The sequence below is a fragment of the Nonomuraea sp. KM88 genome, from assembly GCF_052245635.1.
Lineage (GTDB): Bacteria > Actinomycetota > Actinomycetes > Streptosporangiales > Streptosporangiaceae > Nonomuraea.
This window is the reverse complement of record NZ_JBQQCC010000002.1, coordinates 278388-299066: the sequence shown is the minus strand read 5'-3', so window position 1 is coordinate 299066 and position 20679 is coordinate 278388. Positions and strand designations below refer to the sequence as shown.

Below are 20679 nucleotides of genomic sequence, written 5' to 3'. Positions count from 1 at the left end.
CGTTCAGGGCTCTGCGTCATCACAACTACCGGCTCTGGGCGGGAGCCGACATCGTCTCCGTGACCGGCACGTGGATGCAGGTGCTCGGCGTCAACTGGCTCGTCCTCACGCTGACGGGCTCGGCGACGAGCGTCGGGCTGAGCCTCGTCATGCAGGCGCTGCCGACCCTGCTGCAGCCGTTTCGGCGCCCAGGTGGTGCCGCCGGCCGACCTGCCGAACGCGATGGCGCTCGGCTCGATCCTCAGCTCCGCCGGCCGCATCCTGGGCATGAGCCTGGCGGGCGCGCTGCTCCCGTTCACCGGCAACGGGGGGCTCTTCGTGATCAATGCGGCCAGCTTCTTCGTGGTGATCGCGGCGGTGGCGGCCATGCGCCGCGCGGAGCTGCACCCGCTGGCCACCGCCGAGCGGCAGCCCGGCGCCGTACGCGACGGCCTGCGGTACGTGCTGCGCACGCCGTGGTTGCTCGTGGTGCTGGCGCTCTGGTTCGTCTCGGGCAGCGTCGGCCGTAACTTCCAGGTCACCATGGCCGCCATGAGCGCCGGCCCTCTGGACGCGGGTGCCGGCGGCTACGGGCTGCTGTCCACCGTGTTCGCCGTCGGAACGGTGCTCGGCGGGTTCCTGGCCGCCTCCCGGCCTCACCTGACGATCCGGCTGCTGCTGCTCACGGCGTTCGTGACCGGGGTCGCCCAGGCGGTGAGCGGGCTGATGCCGGGGTTGTGGACGTTCGCGGCCCTGATGTTGCCGATCGCGGCGGGAGCGGTGACCGTCGACACCACCGTCTCGGCACGGGCGCAGCTCGACAGCCCGGAGCCGATGCGCGGCCGGATCATCGCGGCGCTGTCCATCGTCAGCGCCGGGGCGGGCGCGCTCGGCGGGCCGCTGCTGGGCTGGCTCAGCGACGCCATGGGACCCAGGGCCGCCCTGGAGATCGGCGGGGTGGCCTGCGTGGCGGCGGCCCTGCTCGCGGCGGTGGTGCTGGCCCGGCTGTCAGGCAGGACGATCAGGCAGGCCGCCAGGCTGAGGCCACGTCTGGAGAACGCCTGACCGTCCACGGAAACACCACTTGCCTGTAGCCGTTGATGGAGCTAACCTGTAAATGCACTTGGAGGTTAGCTCCATCAGGAGAAGCAGCAAGGAGGTTAGAAAGTGCTCTTGACCTCAATTGACCCGTTCATCCAGGAGTTCGAGCGGCAGTTCAGCCGCCTGGCACGCCAGACCTTCGACAACGGCAGCGCCGTGATGCCCATGGACGGGCTGCGCCGCGACGACGACGTGCTGCTCCGCTTCGACCTCCCCGGCATCGACCCCGACTCCATCGAGGTCACGGTCGACCGCGGCGTGCTGAGCGTGAGCGCCCGCCGCGAGGAGGAGGTCGCGGACAACGAGCGGCTGTTCGTCCGCGAGCGCCCGATGGGTGCCTTCACCCGCCGGATCTACCTGTCCGAGCACCTCGACAGCGAGCAGATCGACGCGGGTTACGCCAACGGCGTGCTCACCGTCCGCATCCCGGTGCTCGAGCGGGCCCGGCCGCGCAAGGTGGAGATCCGGCGAGGCGAGACCAGGGCCATCAAGGCCTGACGCGCGGTCCGGGGGCGGGCTCCCCGGCCCGCTCCCGGATCACGAGGAGAGCCATGACGCCAGAACTCCCCCTTGACGACGAACACGCGCCTCTCTACTCCCTCGGCCAGGTGGCGGAGATGCTGCAGGTCCAGCACGCCTTCCTGCGGCGGCTCGACCAGCACGACGTCATCAGCCCGAGCCGTTCGAACGGCGGGCAGCGGCGCTATTCCCGCCGCGACATCCTCATCGTCCGGCACGTCACCCGCATGACGGAAGAAGGCATGACGCTCATCGCCATCCGCCGGATCCTGCAGCTCGAACGCGAGCTCGCCGACGTGCGCAGGGAGCTCGACGAGGCCCGCGCCCGGCTGGACGGCGAGCGGCAGTGACCCGGTGATCCGCCCTCCCGCCGGTCCGGAAAGGAGGATTCCGGACCGCTCGCTGGGTAGGGGGCCGGTATGACCGAACAACCTCCGGACCGATACGGCTACGCCGATGAGCAGGAGATCGAGGTCGCAGAGTGGACCGACGACCTCGGCCTCCACCACGAGGTCGCCGAGGACGACCCCCGGCACCGGGACACGCTCGACGAGCGGCTGCGGCGGGAGGCGCCGTCCCGGCTCCACGAGTCCCGGCCCAAGCACCGGCTGACCCAGCCGGACGAAGGGCTCGAACCTGACACGGACGACGAGGAACTCGGTGTGGACCAGTGCGGCGACACGGATGACCTCTCGGCGGAGGAGCGGGCCGTACGCATCGACCCCGACGAGAACCTCACGTGAAGGGCGCCGGCGGCGTCGGGAGAAGTGCCGCCGCACGTCCGCCGGACCTTCAGGCGAGACCGTCGAGTGCGGGCAGCAGGGCGTGCAGGTCGTCGGCGATCACGTCGGCCGCACCGGCCTCAGGTCGCTCGGCGTGCAGGTAGCCCCATGGGCCCCGCTTCAGCAGCGCGGTCCGCATGCCGGCCGCCCTGGCAGGCAGCACGTCGTTGTCGAGCCGGTCGCCCACGTAGAGGATCTCGGCGGGCTCGTGGCCCGCGACGGCCGCGACCTTGGCGAAGAATCCGGGCTCGGGCTTGGAGACGCCCCACCCGTCGGAGGTGTGCACGGAATCGGCCGGCAGGTCCATGGCGACGAGCGCGTCGTAGGCCCGCTCCGGCTGGTTACCCGCGATGATCACCTGGTACCCGGCCGCCCGGATGGCCGCCAGAGCGTCGCGCACGTCGGGATAGAGGTCGCCGGCGTCGAAGGTGTTGCGCATGCCGTGGGGGTCGTCGCGCTCCCACTCGGCTTCCTCCCTGGCGAGGTCGACGCCGGGGCGTACGAGCTCGAAGGCGTCACTGTGCGCACGGTCCAGCGCGGCCATCCCGCCGAGCGCTCCCATCAGCGTGAACGCGCTCACGCCGAGCCGCTCGGCCCAGCGCGACCAGATGCGCGTCTCGCTGATCAGCGTCTCACCGACGTCGAACACCACAGTCCTGATCATCGATCTCCCTGTTTCACCGCTGTGAGCTTCTCCATCGCCTTGGCGATGCGCTTCTCCGACACCGGGGTCGGGGTGCCGAGCGTCTGGGCGAAGAAGCTCACCCGCAGTTCCTCGATCATCCACCCGATCTCCACCACGTCAGGGTCTCCGCGCCGGGCCGGATGGAGCTTCTGCCGCAGGTCGTGATAGTCGTCCTCGACCTTGTGCACCCGATCCATCCACTCCCGGTCACGCCACGGATCCTCGGGGAGCTTCGTGAGCCGGCGGTCGATCGCGCGGAGATAGCGCAGGACGTCAGGCAGCCGCCGGTAGCCCGTGGCGGTGACGAACCCCGGACGGACGAGCCTGCCGAGCTGTTCGCGCACGTCGTCGGTCGCCGCGCTCGGCTGCAGCGCGTCGAGCCGGGTGCCCGCCGCGTGCCAGACGCCCAGGATCTGCTCCACCTTCCCCAGCACATCGGCCGACGTGTCGTAGAGGTGAGCCCGCACGTGCTGGTAGAGGCGGTCGAAGGCCACCGGGTCCCAGGCCGGTCCGCCCGCGTCGAGCATGAGCCTGTCGACGGCCGCGTCGACCACGTCGTCGAACAACGCCACCGCCCCGCCGTGCGGGCTGCGCGACAGGGCCAGCTTCGCCTGGTTGGACAGGCCGCCGAGCAGCGACCTGGCCGGGTTGGTGACGTTGAGCAGGAGCAGGCGGCGCACCCCGGGCCAGTGGGAGCGGCGCTGCTCCACCTCCGTCTCGAAGATCTTGATGGAGACGGAGTCGCCCGCGTCGACCAACGCCGGATAACCCTTCATCCGGCCCTGCTCGAACACCCTGGGCAACGTCCCGAAGCTCCAGGTGTGCAGGCCCGTCTGCTCCAGGTCGTCGCCCGCCTCCGAGAGCGTCTGGCGCAGGCGCGGCGCGAGGCGGCGCTTCAGCGCGTCGAGGTCTTTGTCCTCGGCGACCGTGCGCCTGCGCTCGTCGATCACCCGGTAGGTGATGCGCAGATGGGCGGGCACCTGGTCGAGCTGCCAGGCCTCGCGCGGCACCCGGACGCCGGTCAGGCGCAGCAACTCGCGCTCCACGGCCTCCAGCAGCGGCTCGCCGCCCGGCTTGACGCCCTCCAGCACCTGCCTGGCGAAGTTGGGGGCGGGCACGAAGTTGCGACGCAGATTCTTCGGCAACGACCTGATCAGCGCGGTGATCAGATCTTCGCGCAGGCCGGGGATCTGCCAGTCGAAGCCGTCGGAGCTGACCTGGTTGAGCACCTGGAGCGGCACGTGCACGGTCACGCCGTCGGCGCCGTCCTCATCCGGGCCCGGCACGAACCGATAGGTCAGCTTCATGCGCTGGCCGAGCTGGCGCCAGGTGTCGGGATAGTCGCGGGTGCTGACGTCGGCGCCCTCGTTGACCAGCATCTCCGGCGAGAACGTGAGCAGGTCGGGCTGCTCGTGCCTGGCCTTCTTCCACCAGGAGTCGAAGTGGCGGGCCGACACGACGTCAGCGGGCACCCGCTGGTCGTAGAAGTCGAACAGCGCCTCGTCGTCCACCAGGATGTCGCGGCGTCTGGCGCGGTTCTCCAGCTCCTCGACCTCTCCGAGCAGCCGGCGGTTGTCCTTCAGGAAACGATGGTGGGTGTCCCAGTCGCCCTCGACGAGCGCGTGCCTGATGAAGAGCTCGCGCGACAGGTCGGGGTCGATGCGGCCGTAGTTGACCTTGCGGCCGACGACCAGCGGCACACCGTAGAGCGTGACCTTCTCCAGGGCGATGACGGCGCCCTGGTTCTTCTCCCAGTGGGGCTCGGAGTAGGTGCGCTTGACGAGGTGCTGGGCGAGCGGCTCGACCCAGCCCGGCTCGATCTTGGCGTTGACGCGCGCCCACAGGCGGGAGGTCTCGACCAGCTCGGCCGACATGAGCCACTGCGGCTGCTTCTTGGCCAGTGCCGACCCGGGGAAGATGGCGAAGCGGGCGTTGCGGGCGCCGAGGTATTCCTGGATCGGCCTGCGGCCGTCCTGGCCGCGCTTCTCCATGACGTCCTTGACGCCGATGTGCGACAGGAGCCCGACGAGCAGCGACGCGTGCACCTGCTGGGGGTCGGCGGCCCGGCTGCCGGGCTGGGCGCCGAGCGCCTGGCGGAGCTGGCTGTAGATGTCCTGCCACTCGCGCACGCGCAGGTAGTTGAGGAACTCCGCCTTGCACAACCGCCGGAAGGCGCTGGACGACAGCTCCTTCTGCTTGTCGCGCAGGTAGTGCCAGAGGTTGAGGTAGGCCATGAAGTCCGACTCGGAGTCGGCGAAGCGGCGGTGCTTCTCGTCGGCCTGCTGCTGCTTGTCGGAGGGCCGCTCGCGCGGGTCCTGGATCGACAGGGCGGCGGCGATCACCATGACCTCGCGCAGGCAGCCGTTCTTCTCCGCCTCCAGCACCATGCGGCCCAGCCGGGGGTCGACGGGCAGGCCGGCCAGCTTGCGACCGACGGGCGTGAGCTTGCCGTGGGCGTCGAACGCGCCCAGCTCGTGCAGCAGGTTGACGCCGTCCTTCACCTGGCGGCGGTCGGGCGGCTCGACAAAGGGGAACGCCTCGATGTCGCCCAGCCCGATCGAGGTCATCTGCAGGATGACCGAGGCGAGGTTGGTCCGCAGGATCTCGGGGTCGGTGAACTCGGGCCGGTCGAGGAAGTCGTCCTCCTCGTAGAGGCGGACGCAGATGCCGTCGGAGGTGCGGCCCGAGCGGCCCTTGCGCTGGTTGGCGCTGGCCTGCGAGATGGCCTCGATCGGCAGGCGCTGCACCTTGGTGCGGTGGCTGTAGCGGGAGATGCGGGCGTAGCCGGGGTCGACGACGTATTTGATGCCGGGGACCGTGAGCGAGGTCTCCGCCACGTTGGTGGCCAGCACGACGCGGCGGCCGGTGTGGCGCTGGAAGACACGATGCTGCTCGGCGGCGCTCAGCCGGGCGTAGAGCGGCAGGATCTCCGTGCCCGTGAACTCCGCCTTGGCCAGGGCGTCGGCGGCGTCACGGATCTCCCGCTCGCCCGACAGGAACACCAGGATGTCGCCGGGGCCCTCGCCGGTCAGCTCTCTGCAGGCGTCGACGATGCCCTGCGTCTGGTCGTCGTCATCGTCGAGCGGGCGGTAGCGCACCTCGACCGGGTAGGTGCGGCCGGAGACCTCGATGATCGGCGCGTCGTCGAAGTGCCGGGAGAACCGCTGGGGGTCGATCGTCGCGCTGGTGATGACGACCTTGAGGTCGGGGCGCTCGGGCAGCAGCTGTTTCAGGTAGCCGAGGATGAAGTCGATGTTGAGGCTGCGTTCGTGGGCCTCGTCGATGATGAGGGTGTCGTACTGGTCGAGCATGCGGTCGTGCTGCAGCTCGGCCAGCAGGATGCCGTCGGTCATCAGCTTGACCAGGGTGCGGTCGCCGGCCTGGTCGGTGAAGCGGACTTTGTAGCCGACCACGTCGCCGAGCTTCTGGCCGTCGCCGGCGCCGAGCTCCTCGGCGATGCGTTCGGCGACCGTGCGGGCGGCGATGCGGCGGGGCTGGGTGTGGCCGATCAGCCCGCGCACGCCCCGCCCCAGCTCGAGACAGATCTTGGGGATCTGGGTGGTCTTGCCGGAGCCGGTCTCCCCCGCGATGATCACGACCTGGTGGTCGCGGATGGCCGCGAGGATGTCGTCCTTGCGCTGGGAGACAGGCAGGTTCTCCGGATAGGTGACCTTCGGTACGGCGTCGCGGCGGCGTACCAGCCGCTGCTCGGCTCGCTCCACGTCGGAGAGGATCTCCGCGACGATCTTGTCGCGGGCCTCTCGCGAGCGCACCCGGCGCATGCCGTCGAGCCTGCGCCGCAACCGCCGCTGATCGCGGGGCATGAGGTCGGGCAGGCGGGACTGGAGGTCGGCGAGTGGAGAGGACAACGAAGACGTTCCCATACTGCTGTCGAGGATATTCGAGCCCCGCGTCCCCGGAGCCAACCGCCCATGGTGCCCGACCGCGCCGGGCCGCGCATCCCAATATCCCGGCGCCTCGCGATCGTGGACCGTGCGGTCAGCGGGACGCGGCGGCGCGGGCGGCTCCGACGATGCCCGCCTCGTTGCGGAGGGCGGCGGGCACCACGGGGGTGTCGAGGTGGATGTGCGGAAGGAACTTGTCGGCCTTCTTGCTCACTCCCCCGCCGATCACGATCAGCGAGGGCGTGAACAGCATCTCGACGTGCCGGAGATATTCCTCCACCCGCCCCGCCCACGCCTTCCAGCTGAGGTCCCGTTCCTCCCTGACCCGCGCCGACGCCCGGTGCTCGGCGTCCTTGCCGCGCAGCCGCAGGTGCCCGAACTCGGTGTTGCGGACGAGCCGCCCGTCGGTGAACAGCGCGCTGCCGATGCCCGTCCCGAAGGTCAGCACGAGCACGGTCCCCCGCTGTCCCTTGCCCTTGCCGAACGTCATCTCCGCCATGCCCGCCGCGTCGGCGTCGTTCAGCACGGTGGCCCCGCCGAAGAGCGCGGCCGCGTCGACCCCTTCCCACGAAGGGTCGACGTTGGCGGCCGTCAGGACGACGCCGTCCACGACCACGCCGGGAAAGGTGATGCCGACGGGGCCGCTCCAGCCGAAATGCTTGATGATCGACGCGACCGCCTCGGCCACCTCGTCGGGCTTGGAGGGCTGCGGCGTCGGAATGCGCAGGCGCTCCTCCGTCAGTTTGCCGGCTTTCGTGTCGACGGGCGCGCCCTTGATTCCCGAACCGCCGATATCGATGCCCAACACGTTCATGCTTTTCCTCTCCCCGCGCGATGCGGGAAAACTCCCGCGCCGCCATTTCCGGACCTGACTGAACCCGCTCCCCGCCCCCCGCGTATCTCGCGTCACAAGCGCTAACTAGGAGGCAACGGATGCGGCCACGCATCATCACACTCTGCGCTGTTGCGGTCGTTCTGGGAGCGACTCTCACCACTCCCGCACACGCCACCACCAGGACGCGTTTCGACGTCATCAACCTTGTGTCGGACGTCAAGGGCAAAGCCCCTGTCACCGACCCCAAGGTCGTCAACCCGTGGGGCCTGGCCATGGGCAAGACTCTGTGGGTGTCCAACACCGGCACCGGCAGCGCCACCGTCTATTCCGGCACGGGCAAGAAGGAGAAGACCGAGGTGGCCATTCCGGGCGGAGCCCCGACGGGCCAGGTGTTCAACCCCGGCGACGGCTTCACCGTGAAGGGCAGGCCGGCCACGTTCATCTTCTCCAGCCCGAGCGGCGCCATCACGGGCTGGAACGCGGAGGCCGACCCGGGCAACGCGATCATCGCGGCCTTCACCCGCGGCGCCGACTACAAGGGGCTGGAGCTGGTCGAGACCGACGACGGCGCCTTCCTGCTGGCCGCCGACTTCGCCGGCGGGCGCATCCACGCCTTCGACGAGGACTTCGAGCGCATCCGGCTGTCGCGCTGGCAGTTCAGGGACAAGGCGATCCCCTCGACCTACAAGCCCTACAACGTCGCCGTCGTCAACGGCAACGTCTGGGTGGCCTACGCCCTGCGCGACAAGACCACGGGCAAGCCGGTGTTCGGCGACGGGAAGGGCTTCGTGAGCCGCTTCGACGGCAACGGGCGCCTCACCGGGCGCATCTCCAGGGTCGGGCTCAACGCCCCCTGGGGGCTGACCGCCGCGCCGAAGGGCTGGGGACAGTACGCCGGAGCGCTGCTAGTCGGCAACTTCGGCGACGGGACCGTACACGCCTACAAGCGCGGCCGTCACCTGGGCTCCCTTCGCCTGGCGAACGGCAAGCCGATCGTGCTGCCCGGCCTGTGGGACCTCGAGCCCGGCACCGCGGCCACCGGCGGCGAGAAGGCTCTGTGGTTCTCCGCCGGCATCGACGGGGCCAAGCACGGCCTGATCGGCGTGATCGCGCCGCAGGGCACGAAGGTGTCCTCGTCGGCTCCCTCGGGCGGCCCGTCGAAGGGCTCGTCGGGCAAGCCCTCCACCCCGTCCTCCAAGAGCCCGTACGGCGGGTACTGACCGGGCGCTCCCTCTCCCGCCCCCGCCCGGCCGGTCGCGTGGCTCGCCCGGCCTGGGTGGGGGCGCCTCAGCCCAGCACCGCCGCGAGGTCCTGGTACGTGCGGTAGTGCACGGCGGTCATGCCGAGCGCCCTGGCGGCCTCCACGTTCTGCAGCCGGTCGTCGACGAACAGGCAGCGCGCGGGCTCGGCGCCGGCGCGCTCCGCGGCGATCTCGTAGATCCGCCGGTCGGGTTTGGCCACGCCGACCCTGGCGCTGCTCACCACGTCGTCGGCGAAGCCGGTGAGCCCCAGCAGGTCGAGGTGGTGTTCCAGGGTGTCCATGGCGTTGGTCACGATGATCAGGGGCACCTCCTGCCGCGCCCTGGACAGCAGCGCCCTGACCTCCTCGTCCACCCAGAAGCGGATCTTCATAAACTCGCCGACGGCCTGGCGGGCCCGCTCGTCGCCGCCGAGCGCCACGGCGATCGACTCCGCCCACTGCGTCTCGGTGACGTGGCCGAGCGTCGGCGGCATGATCAGCTCGGGGTCGAAGGCCGTCTTCATCAGGGGCAGGCCGTAACGGGCTTCGATGTCGGCCTGGGCGGCGTGGTCGAAGTGGCGCAGCACGCCGTCGAGGTCGGACAGAACAGCGGCGAAGGGGATCACAGTCCCTCATTGTGCCGCGTTCGCCACCCTGGCCAGTAGCCATGACTTTTCCGGCGCCGCCGAAGGTGCTCAGGTAACGGTCGGGACTACCATCTCCGAGACAGGATTCGGTATCGGAACGGTAGGGCATGGACGATCACCGGCTGCCACGCGAGCTGTGCAGGCTGTTCGCCGACGGCGGCGGGGGACGACGGCTGCCGGCCGGGCTGCCGCCGGGCGAGGTGGTCTGGCCCGACCCCGGCTACACCCGGCAGGGCGAGGCCGCGCGACCGGCGTTCTGGATGAGCGACGAACCGGCGGTGGGCGAGGACTGGGCGCTGTTGCGCGCCTGGCACGCGCACAGCGGCCTGTGGCCGGTGTTGCTGGACGAGTCGGCGCAGCCGTGGGCGGTCGGGCAGGTCGTGCCGGACGATCCCCGCCAGATCGATCACTTCACCGCCGAGGGGTTCATGACCGAGGTGTGGGAGGAGTGGGTGGCGCAGATGCCGAAGGACGCGCTGGCCGAGCTGGAGCCGTACGGCGCCATCTGCCCCGGTCCCGCCGCGCCCGGCGTGCTGAAGGCCGAGCCGGAGGCGGTCGCCGACTGGCTGGCGGGCGAGCTGGCGGCCAAGGAAATGCCGCTCGGCCTGGTCGCCGCCGGCCGGGGAGCGGACGCGCTGGCGGTCATGGGCTGGCAGGGCGCGCTGCACCACAACGAGTGGATGGTCCCGCTGGCTGCCGTCGTGCGCAGCTGGGAGGACCGGTTCGGGGCGCGCGTGGTCAGCGTCGGGTTCAACACGCTCGACCTGAGCGTGGCGGCGCCGCCGGACGACCCGGAGCACGCCTTACACGTGGCGGCGGAGCACTGGGCCTTCTGCCCGGACAACGTCGTCCAGGGGCCGGGCGACCTCCTGGGCTATGCCGAGCAGATCATGGGCCGGCACGCGTGGTCCTTCTGGTGGGACTGAACCGGCGTCACGGTCGTCCCCGGGCCGCGCGCCCAACCCGCGTCACGGTCGTCCCCGAGCGGGCGGCGGCCCCCTCGATCGGCATGGCGGCGCGGCCCGTGCCGGCGCCCTTCGTGCCCTCAGCGCGCCCGTCCGGCGCCGGTCCTCCCAAGGGCCCGGCCGGCGAAGAAGCCGGGCCCTGTACGGCCGCCCCCGAGCCGTAGCCGTCTCCACGGCCGGGCTCACGGGATGCGCGCCACAGCGCCGTAGGTGCCGGACGAACTCGGTTGGTCGACGCAGGCGCTCTCGTGGCCGTCCGGCCGCCATTCCGGGACCCACACCAGCCCCGGATCTACCAGCACCAGGCCTTCGAGCAGCGCCTCAACCTCCTCCCTCGTGCGAATCGCGTGCCCGGGCAGCGTCATCGCCAACAGGTCGTGTATGGCGGGCAGCAGCTCCGGGGGGATCGCGTCGAACGTGGTCTGCAGCAGCGACAGGTAGCTCCGTTCCGGAACGGCCTGCCGGATCCGCTTGATCACGTAGTGGAAGAACTCGTCGTCGTTCAGGCTGTGGGTCGACAGCAGCAGCACGGCCATGGGCCGGTCCCAGTCGAGGAACGTCTGCAGGACCCTGTCATCGAGGATGTCGTCGATCTCGCGCACGTCGCCCTCTACAACGCGTACGAGGTCGGTGACGGGCTCGATGGTCGCCCTCGCTCCGGCGAGCACCATCGGGTCGTTCTCGACGTACACCACACGCGGCGCCGAGCCGTCCAGGGCATCGCGGGCGATGTCGTGCAGTTGCCTGCCGGGCGGCAAGCCGCTGGGGACACCACTCCCGACGATCACGAACTGGTCCACACCCACGCTCGCCAGATGACGGACCACACGGCACAGATAGTGGAGCACGGCCCGTGCGGCCGTCGTCGTGATCGGGGCTGCCTGGTCGTACCGGCGTACCGCGTCGCGGTCCGCCACGAAGTTGTTCTTTCCACCTGCTGCGGCGTCGAGAATACGGGTGATCCTTGCTTGGGTCAGCTCCAGCTTCGCCAGGTTTCGGATGGCACGCTGACGCATTGAGTGTTGCCCCTTTCCCCTCGCCCACTATCTCGGGAAAAGCTGTCCTTTCGGACCCCACTCGATGACCCACACCATATGATCCTCGCTACGGAGCAGATGACAACACGAAAAGCCATTAGTTTTCGGTATATATGCGTTACCCCGCCTCGCGCATAATGATCATTTACGCGGGAAAGAGATCGTTTCCCAGCGAACGCGAAAGTCGTTCGCGATGGGAATTGAGCACCTCGACGGTCTCTTCGCGGGTGGTCGTCGTCACCGACAGCTTGGTGAAGGCCTGGTGGTACGTCTCGACCGCCCCGCCCTCGGTGACCAGCTCGTCGGACTCGATGCCGTGGGCGCACGCGACGTCGGCCTCGAACTCCTCGGCGAAGCGCCAGATGGTGAACGGTCCGGTGCGCGGCACGTAGGCCGGGTCGTCCATCGGCACGACGTGCAGCGAGACGTTGGGCCGCTTGGCGTGGTCGAGCAGCACGTCGAGCTGGCGGAGCTGGACGTGCGGCCCGGCGATGGAGCGGGCCAGCACGCTCTCGTCGATGACCGCCCACAACACGGTGCCGCTCTCGCCGGCCATGGCCTCCTGGCGGGCCAGCACGAGGGCGAGCGCCTCGTCGACCGTCCGCTGCCCGAGGATCGCCGGCCCCGTCGCGGCGATCGCGGCCCTGGCGTAGTCGTCGGCCATCAGCAGCGGCGGGACGAACTGGTTGTGGTAGGTGTGGATGACCGTGGCTTGCTGTTCGAGCGCGTAGGCGGCGGCCAGCCAGACGGGCACCGAGTGCGCGTCGTACCAGGCGGTTCCGCGCTCGCCCCTGGCCAGCGACATCATGTAGTCGCGGACGGGCGGGGCGGTGACGCCGTAGACGGTGAGCAGGCGCTCGGCCGTGATGGGCGCGGGCGCGATGCGGCCCTCCTCGATGGCGGGGATCGCGGCCGCGCCCTTGCCGAGCGCGGTCTCCACCTGCTCGACGGAGAGCCTGGCGGCCTGGCGCAGGGCGTGCAGCCGCCTGCCGAGCGCCCTGCGCTGCGGATCGCTCAGGGGCGCCGCCGCGTCGGGGATGCCGGCGGCGGGCACGGGCTCGTCGGGCAGGCCCTCGGCCTTGCGGGCGAGCTCGACCACGCCGTGCAGGACGGCGAGGGAGCCCTCGGACAGGCCCGAGACGGACCGGCCGATGGTGGCGGCCCGCAACTGGAGCTCCTCCGCGCTGCCCGACTCGAGGTAGTCGTCGCCGACCAGCCAGCCGACGCTCACCTGCAGGCAGGAGGCCAGCGCCCTGAGCACCTGGAGCGTGGGGTTGGTCTGCTTGCCCGTGCGCAACTGGCTGACATAGGCACGCGTGATCGGGATGCCCGCCTCCGTCAGAGTGGAGGCGACCTGCGCGCCGGTGAAGCCGCGCTTGGTCAGCGCGAGATCGAGCCGTTCGGCGAAGTTCGCCACGGCACACCTCCTACCGCCCGTGAACGCATCCAGCGTAAGGGACGCGTGCTTCCCTGTCCCCTGCCATGTGGGCAAGCTCTGCCCAGCGGGGAGGTATCAACATATGCGCAAACTGTCAGTTGACATACCCCCCTTCGTCAGCAGACTATCGCAGCGTATGGAAAGTGAGACTTAACAGCCAGGGCTTCTGGAGAGAGTCCTCGACGAGGAGGTGGCCGGACGTGACCATGGATTCCTCGGGCAGTTCCTGGTTCCAGGAGGATCCGGCCCCGAGCAGGCAGGAGCAGGTGGTCCAGCGCATCTGCACGCGCGTCGCCGGTTCCGGCGTGCACGTCGCGAGCCTGCCGCTCGGCGGCGTCCAGGTCTGGCTCGACAGTCCCCGTCACCGCTGGCGCTTCTACCACCGGATGGCCCGCGAGCTGCGGCTGGCCGGCTGGCACACGGAGACGGGCCCTGATCGGCTGCTGTTGCTCGGGTGGAGTGCGGTCTGCCTGAGCCACCGGGCCAGGATGCTGAGGGCGGCCCTGGCGGGACGGCTGGCCGACTTCGACAGGACGGCGTTCACCGCCGTCATGATCGCCACCCGGCTCGGTCACGAGGGATTCCCGGCCGGCGAGCTTCCCGGCGAGGTGGAGGCCCGTTGCGGCGACGCCCTGCGCTGGCCCGCCCGGCTGGCCGATCTCGACGGTCTCGAACGCGGCTCGTCGCTGGAACCGCTGCGGCTCAGGCTGGCCCAGGTGGCCGGGCTGGAGGCCAAGGTGGCCCGGCGCTGCGGCGAGCATCTCGCGCTCGCCTCGAAGGTCGCGCGTACGGTGGCCGGCGGTGCGGCGCCGGCCAGGTCACACGTACGGGAGTCAGGTGACTCCGGCTCCTCCACGGCGGGCCTGACGGAGCGCATGGTCGGCGTCAGCGTCCCCAACAGCGTCCCTGATGGGGCCCTGAGCGCGGGAACGGCCCGATGAGGCGAGCCGTTCCTTCCGGCGGGCCGGGCGCGGCAGCGCTCGGCACGCCCCGTCACTGCCAGGACGCGGCGACGGTCGTCGCGGCCGCGTCCCGGCAGGCCTCGACCGGCGGGCGGCCGGTCAGAGGCACATGTGCGCCGGCCCCGGCGCTTCCTCGCCCCTCCGGCATCGTGCGGCACGTGCCCGACCTAGTCGGCGCGGTGCTGTTGACCAGCGCGGTAGCGGCTGGCGTGCTGGTCAAATCGAGGGGTTGCGCCTGGGGTCGGTATACGTCGCTCCCGCCGGACCAGGCGGGCGCGTTCGCGGTGCCGCGCGCGGGGTCACCCACGACCCTGCGCCGGGGCCGCGCGAACGCGGCAGGCCTGCCGGCGAGGGCGGCGACCCCGGTCGCCGGGCCCCGCCGGCGAGCCTCCGCGCTCGCCGCCACCGGCACGGAGGCGGTGCGGGGTGGGGAGATCGGCGTGACGGGCGCCACGGTACTGATCGACCGGCCGTTTCTGAGGCCGGCGCCCAGGCACGCCTCCGTGCGGGTGGCCGTTTCACCGGCCGCCGTCCTGCTCGCCGCCACGGCGCTGGTGCGGGTCGCCGTGGCTTCGGGCCGTGAGACCGAACCTCGATCTCCACGCGCGGTGGAAGAGGGGCCGGCGATCAGCCGCCGGCTCCTCACCCGGTCGCGCGCCGAGCGAGGACGGAGCGCCGGCCGGCGGCCCTACCGCCGCCGATGTTCCCGGCATGTCCCTTCACAGGGTCATCGACCCGCGACCGACAGGAGCGATCATGCTCACCGATGAACTGCGCAGGCCGCAGCCGCACGAGGTGCACGCCCGGGGCGTACGGCCCGGCGCGCCGCCGCCGTCCTGGGGCGAGGACCAGGACGGCGTTCCGGCACCGTCGGAACCGGCGCGCAGCGTGCACCGGCTGCGCCGCATCCGGCAGGTGTCCGTCCAGGCCATCACCGAGATCGACCAGGCGCTGAGGCACCGCGCCCAGTGACCTTCCCGCCTTCCCCTCGCAGGAGGAACCCCATGCGCACCGTCCTCACCCCCCGACCCGCACGTCGCGGGGGGGTGCAGTGAGCCGCGGCAGGGTCGGGGTGATCGTGGCGCCCGCGAACCCCTCCGCGGAGCCCGAGCTGACCCGCCTGCTCGGGTCGCGTGCCGACATGCACGTCACCCGCTTCCCCGTACACCATCCGATCCCGGCGGCCCGGCACCCGCTTTCCGCGGGGCGCCCGGGACCCGCCCTGGCCGAGCGGCTGGAGGGCTACAACGAAGCCCTGCCCGCCATGGTGCACGCCTTCGACGGCCTGCCGCTGAGCGCGATGGTCATGGCCTGCAGCGAGCCGCGCTACCTGCTCGACCCCGACCGGGACCGCGAGCAGTGCGCCGAGCTGACGGCCAGGACGGGAGTGCCGTTCGCCTCCGCCACGCTGGCGGCGCGGGAGGCGATGGAGCACCTCATGGTGAGCGACATCGTCCTGGTCTCGCCGTACCAGCCGTGGCTGACGGAGCTGGCCGAGCGGTTCTGGAAGAAGGCCGGGCTCACCGTCACCCGGGTGGTGCAGGTCCGCGCGGCGGGCGGCTACTCGCCGTACACCGTGACACCGGCCGAGCTGATCAGGCAGGTCGAGCTGGCGGATCTGCCCGGTGACGCCGCGCTGCTGTTCACCGGCTCGGGAACGGCCACGCTGCCCGTGCTGGGGCCGCTCAGCACCGGCAACGACCGCGTCCTGCTGACCTCCAACCTCTGCACGGCCTGGTGGGCGCTGTCGCGGGCCATCGGCCGGCCGGTGACGCTCAGCCGCGTGCCCTACCGCCGCCACATGGCCGCCTCGAACGGGGCGCGCGTGGGAGGCATGGCATGAACGGCGTCATCGTGGTCGGCGCGGGCCCCGCCGGGCTGACCGCGGCCCTGTCGCTGGCCCGGGCGGGCATCCCGGTCACCGTGCTGGAGGGCCAGAACGAGCTCAGCAGGCAACCGCGGGCGTGCACCTTCCATCCGGCCACGCTCGACCTGCTCGACGGGCTCGGCGTGGCCTCCCGGCTGGTCGCCGAGGGCCGCGTCGTCGACCGCGTGCAGTGGCGCGACCGGTCCGGGATCGTGCTGGCTGAAATGGGCATGAACCGGCTGGACGGCCTGACCAGGCACCCCTTCAGGATCCACGCCGACCAGGCTTCGCTGACCCGGTTGCTGCTCTCCGCACTCAGCGTCCACCCGGACGTGGACGTGAGGTTCGGCACCCACGTGGACGGTGTGGCGGAGGGCGGAACAGGGATCCGGGTCCGCGTCGGCCACACCTGGGCGCGGGCCCGGTACATGATCGCCGCCGACGGCGCGCACAGCACGGTGCGCAGCTCGCTGGGGCTGCCGTTCCCCCGGTCCACCTATCCGACGCAGGCGCTGCGGGTGTTCACCGACTCGCCGCTCGACCGGCTGCTGCCGAGCCTGGCGCCGCTGACGTACGTGCGCGATGTGCAGCAGTCGTGCACCCTGCTCGGGCTGCCCGACCACTGGCGGATCATCTTCAAGATCCCCTGTGACACGCACGAGCCGCTGTCGCAGGCCAACCTGGGCCTGCTGGTCCGGCGGGCGCTGCCGGGCGCCGGCGAGCCCATCCGCGTGACGGGCGCCGACCGGTTCGCCCTGTCGCGGGGGGTGCTGACCTCGTACCGGTGCGGGCGGGTGTTGTTCGTGGGCGACTCCGCGCACCTGACCTCGACGGTCGGCGGGCTCAACATGAACGCGGGCATCCACGACGCCGTCGAGCTCGGCCAGGTGATCGCGGCGGTGATCGGCGGCTTCGCCCAGCCCGCCGCGCTGGAGGCGTGGGCGTGGCGGCGGCGCTCGGTGCTGCTGCAGCGGGTGGTCCCCCGCGGGCAGACCCGGCCGGCGGGCGTGCGGGAGCACGACAGCGCCAGGCTCGAGGCGGCCATGGCGGGGCTGCGGGCCATCGCCGGCGACCCCGAGGCGACCCGCGCCTACCTGGCGCAGGCCTCGCTGCTGGACACGGTCCCCAACTCCGCCGGGAGGACATGAGCGGGCCCCTGCGACCTCGTGCTCCCGCGTACCGACCGAGGAGGTGTGACACCGGATGTGGCGAACCCTGTCTGACGACGCGCGCCAGGCCGTTCGCGACCTGTGCGACAAGCACGGAGCCCGTCTCTACGACTACTGCCGCACCGAGCTCGCCGCGGGCGACGCCGAGCAGGCGGTCGCGGGCGCGGCGCTGACGGCGCACCTGTACGCGGACCGCGTGGGCGATCCCGGCCTGCGCCGCCCCTGGTTGTACGCGGTGGCCCGCGCGCACCGCGCGGTGGTCGCCAAGCCGGCCAGCATCGGCTCGTGGTCGCGTCCCGGCCGCATGTCCGAGCTGCTGCCCGAGGCGCTGCTCTCCCTGGAACGGCCGCAGCGCGAGCTGCTGGACCTGTCCGTACGGCACGGCCTGTCGGACACCGAGCTGGCCGTGCTCTTCGAGATGGGCCAGAGTGAGGTGCGCGCCACCGTCACCGAGGCCGCGGCCGGCCTGGAGGAGTGGTTCGCCGCGATCATCGCCGCGCGCGCTCCCGACGGCTGCCCCGATCTGACGTCACGGGTGGCGGACTGGGTCAGCGCGCCCGGCCGCCGCGCCAGGGCCAGGATCGGCCGCCACATCCAGTCCTGTGCGACCTGCCGGGCCGCGCCCAGGACCGTGACGGCGGCGGCGCTGCTGCGCCGCCTGCCGATCGCGGCACTGCCCGGCACACTTCCCAGCCGGCTGGCGTCGGCGCAGCCACTGCCTGGCGAGGGGCCCATCTGGCGGGCGGACGGCTTTCCTGTGCAGGCCCGCACACTGGTGGAGTCCGGCTCCGCGCCGCCTCCCCCGGTCGCCGACGCCACGCCATCCGTCCCAGTCGCCGACCCCACGACGGCGACTTCGGGAAAGCCCTGGTCGGCGGCGGGCGCGGCCGCCGCCGACCAGGAGCCTCCCGCCGCGCCCGCCGTGCGTGGGCGGCACCCGTTCACGCCGCCGAGCCGCACGCGGGCCTTCCGCGGCGGCGCGGGCGACGACAAGCTCGTCTACAGCGCCGTCATCAGGGGCGACAGCAACGGGTCGTCGCACGGCGACGGCACGATCGTCAGGTACGGCGGGATCCCCTTGAACGGCGCCGTGCACGGCCCCATGAACGGACGCGCGAACGGTCACGCGAACGGTCATGCGAACGGCTTCGGCGGCGGACCTGGCGGGGACGGCGCCCAGGAGTTCTGGCGGGACCGGCCTGAGGACGACGATCCCGATGCGGGCGCGCCGGTCAGGACCGTGGTCAGGCTCGCGCTGCTCCTCGGAGTCGGACTGCTGGCGGCGGGGCTGGTCTGGGCGCTCATGAACGCGGGCGGGCAGCAGGCGGTGATCACCAAGGCCGCCGCGCAGTCGGACGTACGGCTCGCTCAGCCGCACGGCCCAGGGACGTAGGGGGCCTTGGGCTCCCGGCGGAGCCCAAGGCCGCTCGGGTGTCTAGAAGAAGTGGAACCCGGGCTCGGGCTCCGGCAGGTCCACCCCCTCGGGACCGCGGAACCTGGCGGTGTCCTTCGGCACGTCGGTCAGCGGCGTCCCGAGCACGAACGGCACGACGACGCGGCTGCCCGCCAGGTCGACGGTGACGTTGGCTCCGGTGCCGGTCTCCCCGCTGAAGGTCGCGTCGGTGCCGGCGATCACCAGGCCGATCCTGTGCCCCTTCCTGAACGTGTAGTCCTGCGGCAGGGTCAGCCACTTCACCGTGCCGTACTCGCCGGTGGGCAGCGGCTTGGCGTGGCTGAGCGAGTGGCGGTTCTGCACGTCGATCCAGCCGCGGGCGACGATCTCGAGCGGCCGGGTGGCCACGTTGGTGACGACCTTGCGGTAGCAGGCGTCGTCGGCCTCGGTGCTCTCGCCGTGGCAGTCCTCCTCGGTGAGCGTGGTGATGCCCTGGCCGCGCATCCAGTCGACGCGGGTCGCCTCGCCGAAGTCGACGAGCAGGGCGGTCAGGTTGGAGGTGGGCTTGTCCAGCTTGACCCGCAGGTCGGCGGTGGGCGTGCCGGACAGGCGCAGGTCGAGCGGGAGCGGGCCGCTGGTGAACGCCACCCGCCCCGGGTTCGCCGTGCCGATCCCGGCCACCATGTCGTTCTCGCTCATGGCGACGTCGGTGAAGGAGGCGGTGCTCTTCCTGGGGGCGGGCTTGAGCCCGAGCGTGCCGTCGGGCGCGGGCCGTAGCGACGCCTTGACCGCGAACGGCGCCGGCCAGTCGCGCTGGGTGATCCACCGCGCCGGGCCGATCTCGACGTCGGCGCGGGGCTCGCGGGTGATGCCGTTGCGGACGCCGTGCAGCCAGTGGTCGAACCAGCGGTGCAGCGTCTCCACCCACAGGGTCCTGCGGCCCTCGAAGTCGAACGGGTCCACGTGCTGGGTCTGGCCGACCCAGATCTTGCGCGGCACGTTCCTGTCGGCCAGCGCCTTCCACCAGGCGGAGAAGTTGTCGGGTTTGACGTTGAGGTCGTTGACCGTGTGGACGACGAAGACGCTGGCCCTGACCTTGGAGACGTCGCCGAGCAGGCCGTCGATGTAGTCGCGCTCGGCCCAGAACCGGTTGTGGTTGCCGGTGTCGTCGCCGTCCTCGGCGTCCATCCGGTCGCGGACGGCCTGGCACTTGGCGGCGGGGTCGGTGTCGATGTAGCCGGCCAGCCACGAGGCGTAGTCGTAGTTGTAGATGACGCCGTTGGAGCGCTGGTACTTGTACCAGGAGCTGATCGCCGAGATGGGCACGATCGTCTCCAGGCCCTTCACGCCGGTGGCCGCGACGGCGTTGGCGAGGGTGCCGTCGTACGACTTGCCGATCATGGCGGACTTGCCCGTCGTCCAGTCGGCCACGGCCGGGGTTCCGTCGGCCCTGAACGCCTTGGCGCGGCCGTTCAGCCAGTCGATGACGGCCTTGCCGCCGAGCACGTCGGCTCTGCCGCCGATGTCGGGGCAGCCCTCGGACCGGGTGGTGCCCAGCATGTCGACGTTGAGGACGGCGTAGCCGCGGGGGACGAAGTAGTTGTCGTAGAAGAGCGGAAATTTGACGACATTTCCGGCTTCGTCGTATTCCTTGCGCTCTCCCTCGTTGCCACGGCCGGAATTGTCGTAGTACGGGCTCTCGTCGATGATCACCGGCACCTTGAGCCCGGGGCCGGACTCCTTGGGCCTGATGATGTCCACACGAACCTTGTCGAGGGCGCCGTCCTGGTCGCTGTCGACGGTGGACTCGACGTACACGTGCTCGCGGACGGCGTCCGCATAGGAGAAGACCGGTTGCGTGCGACCGTTCTCGACGGTGATCGCAGGGGCGGCGGCCGCCTGGGCCGGGGTCGCGATCGCCAGGGTGAGGGCGACGGCGACGAGGGCCGGGCGTAATTGTGACACGCGTGACCTCCGGGATAATTGACCCAAATACCCTGCAATCTCGCAGATGACTGAGAACCTGACAAGATTCCAGATCTGGATGCCGGGGACCGCGTTCGAGGCCGGGTTGGGAGCGGAGTCCGGCGGCAGCCTGCCGGGCGGCGCGATCGAGCGGCCCCGCCGCAGGACGGACCCGCCGCCCGATAGCGAT

The 20679-nt window shown here is 71.2% G+C and carries 19 protein-coding genes; 11 read left to right on the top strand and 8 right to left on the bottom strand.

Annotation, left to right across the window (positions count from 1 at the left end):
- Positions 1 to 25: 25 nt before the first annotated feature.
- The gene (locus ACTWPV_RS07125; protein WP_443151096.1) at positions 26 to 151 is read right to left on the bottom strand and encodes a hypothetical protein; all 126 of its coding nucleotides are present in this window, start codon (positions 149 to 151) and stop codon (positions 26 to 28) included.
- A gap of 41 nt (positions 152 to 192) precedes the next feature.
- Between ACTWPV_RS07125 and ACTWPV_RS07120 the strand changes: the two genes are divergently transcribed.
- The 4 genes from ACTWPV_RS07120 (at position 193) to ACTWPV_RS07105 (ending at position 2342) form a co-directional block, all read left to right on the top strand.
- Entirely contained in the window at positions 193 to 1044 is an 852-nt protein-coding gene (locus ACTWPV_RS07120) for an MFS transporter (RefSeq protein ID WP_443151095.1), read from the top strand.
- Between the two features lie 102 nt (positions 1045 to 1146).
- Complete coding sequence (locus ACTWPV_RS07115; RefSeq protein WP_443151094.1) at positions 1147 to 1578, top strand: Hsp20/alpha crystallin family protein; 432 nt, start codon at positions 1147 to 1149, stop codon at positions 1576 to 1578.
- Between the two features lie 53 nt (positions 1579 to 1631).
- Positions 1632 to 1949: a MerR family transcriptional regulator gene (locus ACTWPV_RS07110; protein WP_347646896.1), complete on the top strand. Its 318-nt coding sequence runs from the start codon at positions 1632 to 1634 to the stop codon at positions 1947 to 1949.
- Positions 1950 to 2018: 69 nt separating this feature from the next.
- Positions 2019 to 2342 (top strand): DUF5709 domain-containing protein, encoded by a 324-nt coding sequence (locus tag ACTWPV_RS07105; RefSeq protein ID WP_443151093.1) that lies wholly within the window; start codon positions 2019 to 2021, stop codon positions 2340 to 2342.
- A 49-nt stretch (positions 2343 to 2391) separates the two neighbouring features.
- On the opposite strand, the gene ACTWPV_RS07100 is transcribed toward ACTWPV_RS07105, so the two are convergent.
- The 3 genes from ACTWPV_RS07100 to ppgK form a co-directional block, all read right to left on the bottom strand.
- Positions 2392 to 3045: an HAD family hydrolase gene (locus ACTWPV_RS07100; protein ID WP_443151092.1), complete on the bottom strand. Its 654-nt coding sequence runs from the start codon at positions 3043 to 3045 to the stop codon at positions 2392 to 2394.
- On the bottom strand, positions 3042 to 6950 hold the full coding sequence (hrpA, locus tag ACTWPV_RS07095; protein WP_443151091.1) for an ATP-dependent RNA helicase HrpA: 3909 nt from the start codon (positions 6948 to 6950) through the stop codon (positions 3042 to 3044). The genes ACTWPV_RS07100 and hrpA overlap by 4 nt, the downstream gene beginning before the upstream one ends.
- A 115-nt stretch (positions 6951 to 7065) precedes the next feature.
- Entirely contained in the window at positions 7066 to 7785 is a 720-nt protein-coding gene (gene ppgK / locus ACTWPV_RS07090; RefSeq protein ID WP_443151090.1) for a polyphosphate--glucose phosphotransferase, read from the bottom strand.
- Between the two features lie 119 nt (positions 7786 to 7904).
- Here ppgK and ACTWPV_RS07085 point away from each other — a divergent pair, with 119 nt between their 5' ends.
- Positions 7905 to 9026: a TIGR03118 family protein gene (locus ACTWPV_RS07085; RefSeq protein WP_347646901.1), complete on the top strand. Its 1122-nt coding sequence runs from the start codon at positions 7905 to 7907 to the stop codon at positions 9024 to 9026.
- A 67-nt stretch (positions 9027 to 9093) separates the two neighbouring features.
- On the opposite strand, the gene ACTWPV_RS07080 is transcribed toward ACTWPV_RS07085, so the two are convergent.
- Positions 9094 to 9672 carry an HAD family hydrolase gene (locus ACTWPV_RS07080; protein WP_347646902.1) on the bottom strand — a complete coding sequence of 193 codons (579 nt, stop codon included), beginning with the start codon at positions 9670 to 9672 and terminating at the stop codon, positions 9094 to 9096.
- Positions 9673 to 9800: 128 nt separating this feature from the next.
- Here ACTWPV_RS07080 and ACTWPV_RS07075 point away from each other — a divergent pair, with 128 nt between their 5' ends.
- Complete coding sequence (locus ACTWPV_RS07075; RefSeq protein ID WP_443151089.1) at positions 9801 to 10619, top strand: DUF4253 domain-containing protein; 819 nt, start codon at positions 9801 to 9803, stop codon at positions 10617 to 10619.
- 221 nt (positions 10620 to 10840) lie between these two features.
- Here ACTWPV_RS07075 and ACTWPV_RS07070 read toward each other — a convergent pair whose 3' ends face one another.
- Together ACTWPV_RS07070 and ACTWPV_RS07065 are read right to left on the bottom strand one after the other, a co-directional pair.
- The gene (locus tag ACTWPV_RS07070; RefSeq protein WP_132603089.1) at positions 10841 to 11674 is read right to left on the bottom strand and encodes an SAM-dependent methyltransferase; all 834 of its coding nucleotides are present in this window, start codon (positions 11672 to 11674) and stop codon (positions 10841 to 10843) included.
- 166 nt (positions 11675 to 11840) lie between these two features.
- The gene (locus ACTWPV_RS07065; RefSeq protein ID WP_443151088.1) at positions 11841 to 13112 is read right to left on the bottom strand and encodes a Scr1 family TA system antitoxin-like transcriptional regulator; all 1272 of its coding nucleotides are present in this window, start codon (positions 13110 to 13112) and stop codon (positions 11841 to 11843) included.
- A 221-nt stretch (positions 13113 to 13333) separates the two neighbouring features.
- Between ACTWPV_RS07065 and ACTWPV_RS07060 the strand changes: the two genes are divergently transcribed.
- The 5 genes from ACTWPV_RS07060 to ACTWPV_RS07040 all read left to right on the top strand — a co-directional run bounded on the left by ACTWPV_RS07060 (position 13334) and on the right by ACTWPV_RS07040 (position 18524).
- Positions 13334 to 14074 carry a hypothetical protein gene (locus tag ACTWPV_RS07060; RefSeq protein WP_443151087.1) on the top strand — a complete coding sequence of 247 codons (741 nt, stop codon included), beginning with the start codon at positions 13334 to 13336 and terminating at the stop codon, positions 14072 to 14074.
- A gap of 777 nt (positions 14075 to 14851) precedes the next feature.
- Positions 14852 to 15067 (top strand): hypothetical protein, encoded by a 216-nt coding sequence (locus tag ACTWPV_RS07055; protein WP_443151086.1) that lies wholly within the window; start codon positions 14852 to 14854, stop codon positions 15065 to 15067.
- Between the two features lie 79 nt (positions 15068 to 15146).
- Positions 15147 to 15938, top strand: coding sequence for a maleate cis-trans isomerase family protein (locus tag ACTWPV_RS07050; protein ID WP_443151085.1), 792 nt, complete (start codon positions 15147 to 15149; stop codon positions 15936 to 15938).
- Entirely contained in the window at positions 15935 to 17110 is a 1176-nt protein-coding gene (locus tag ACTWPV_RS07045) for an FAD-dependent oxidoreductase (protein ID WP_443151084.1), read from the top strand. Before ACTWPV_RS07050 ends, ACTWPV_RS07045 begins: the two co-directional genes overlap by 4 nt.
- A 55-nt stretch (positions 17111 to 17165) precedes the next feature.
- Positions 17166 to 18524 carry an RNA polymerase sigma factor gene (locus tag ACTWPV_RS07040; RefSeq protein WP_443151083.1) on the top strand — a complete coding sequence of 453 codons (1359 nt, stop codon included), beginning with the start codon at positions 17166 to 17168 and terminating at the stop codon, positions 18522 to 18524.
- A 42-nt stretch (positions 18525 to 18566) separates the two neighbouring features.
- Here ACTWPV_RS07040 and ACTWPV_RS07035 read toward each other — a convergent pair whose 3' ends face one another.
- The gene (locus ACTWPV_RS07035; protein ID WP_443151082.1) at positions 18567 to 20489 is read right to left on the bottom strand and encodes a Xaa-Pro dipeptidyl-peptidase; all 1923 of its coding nucleotides are present in this window, start codon (positions 20487 to 20489) and stop codon (positions 18567 to 18569) included.
- Positions 20490 to 20679: the final 190 nt, after the last annotated feature.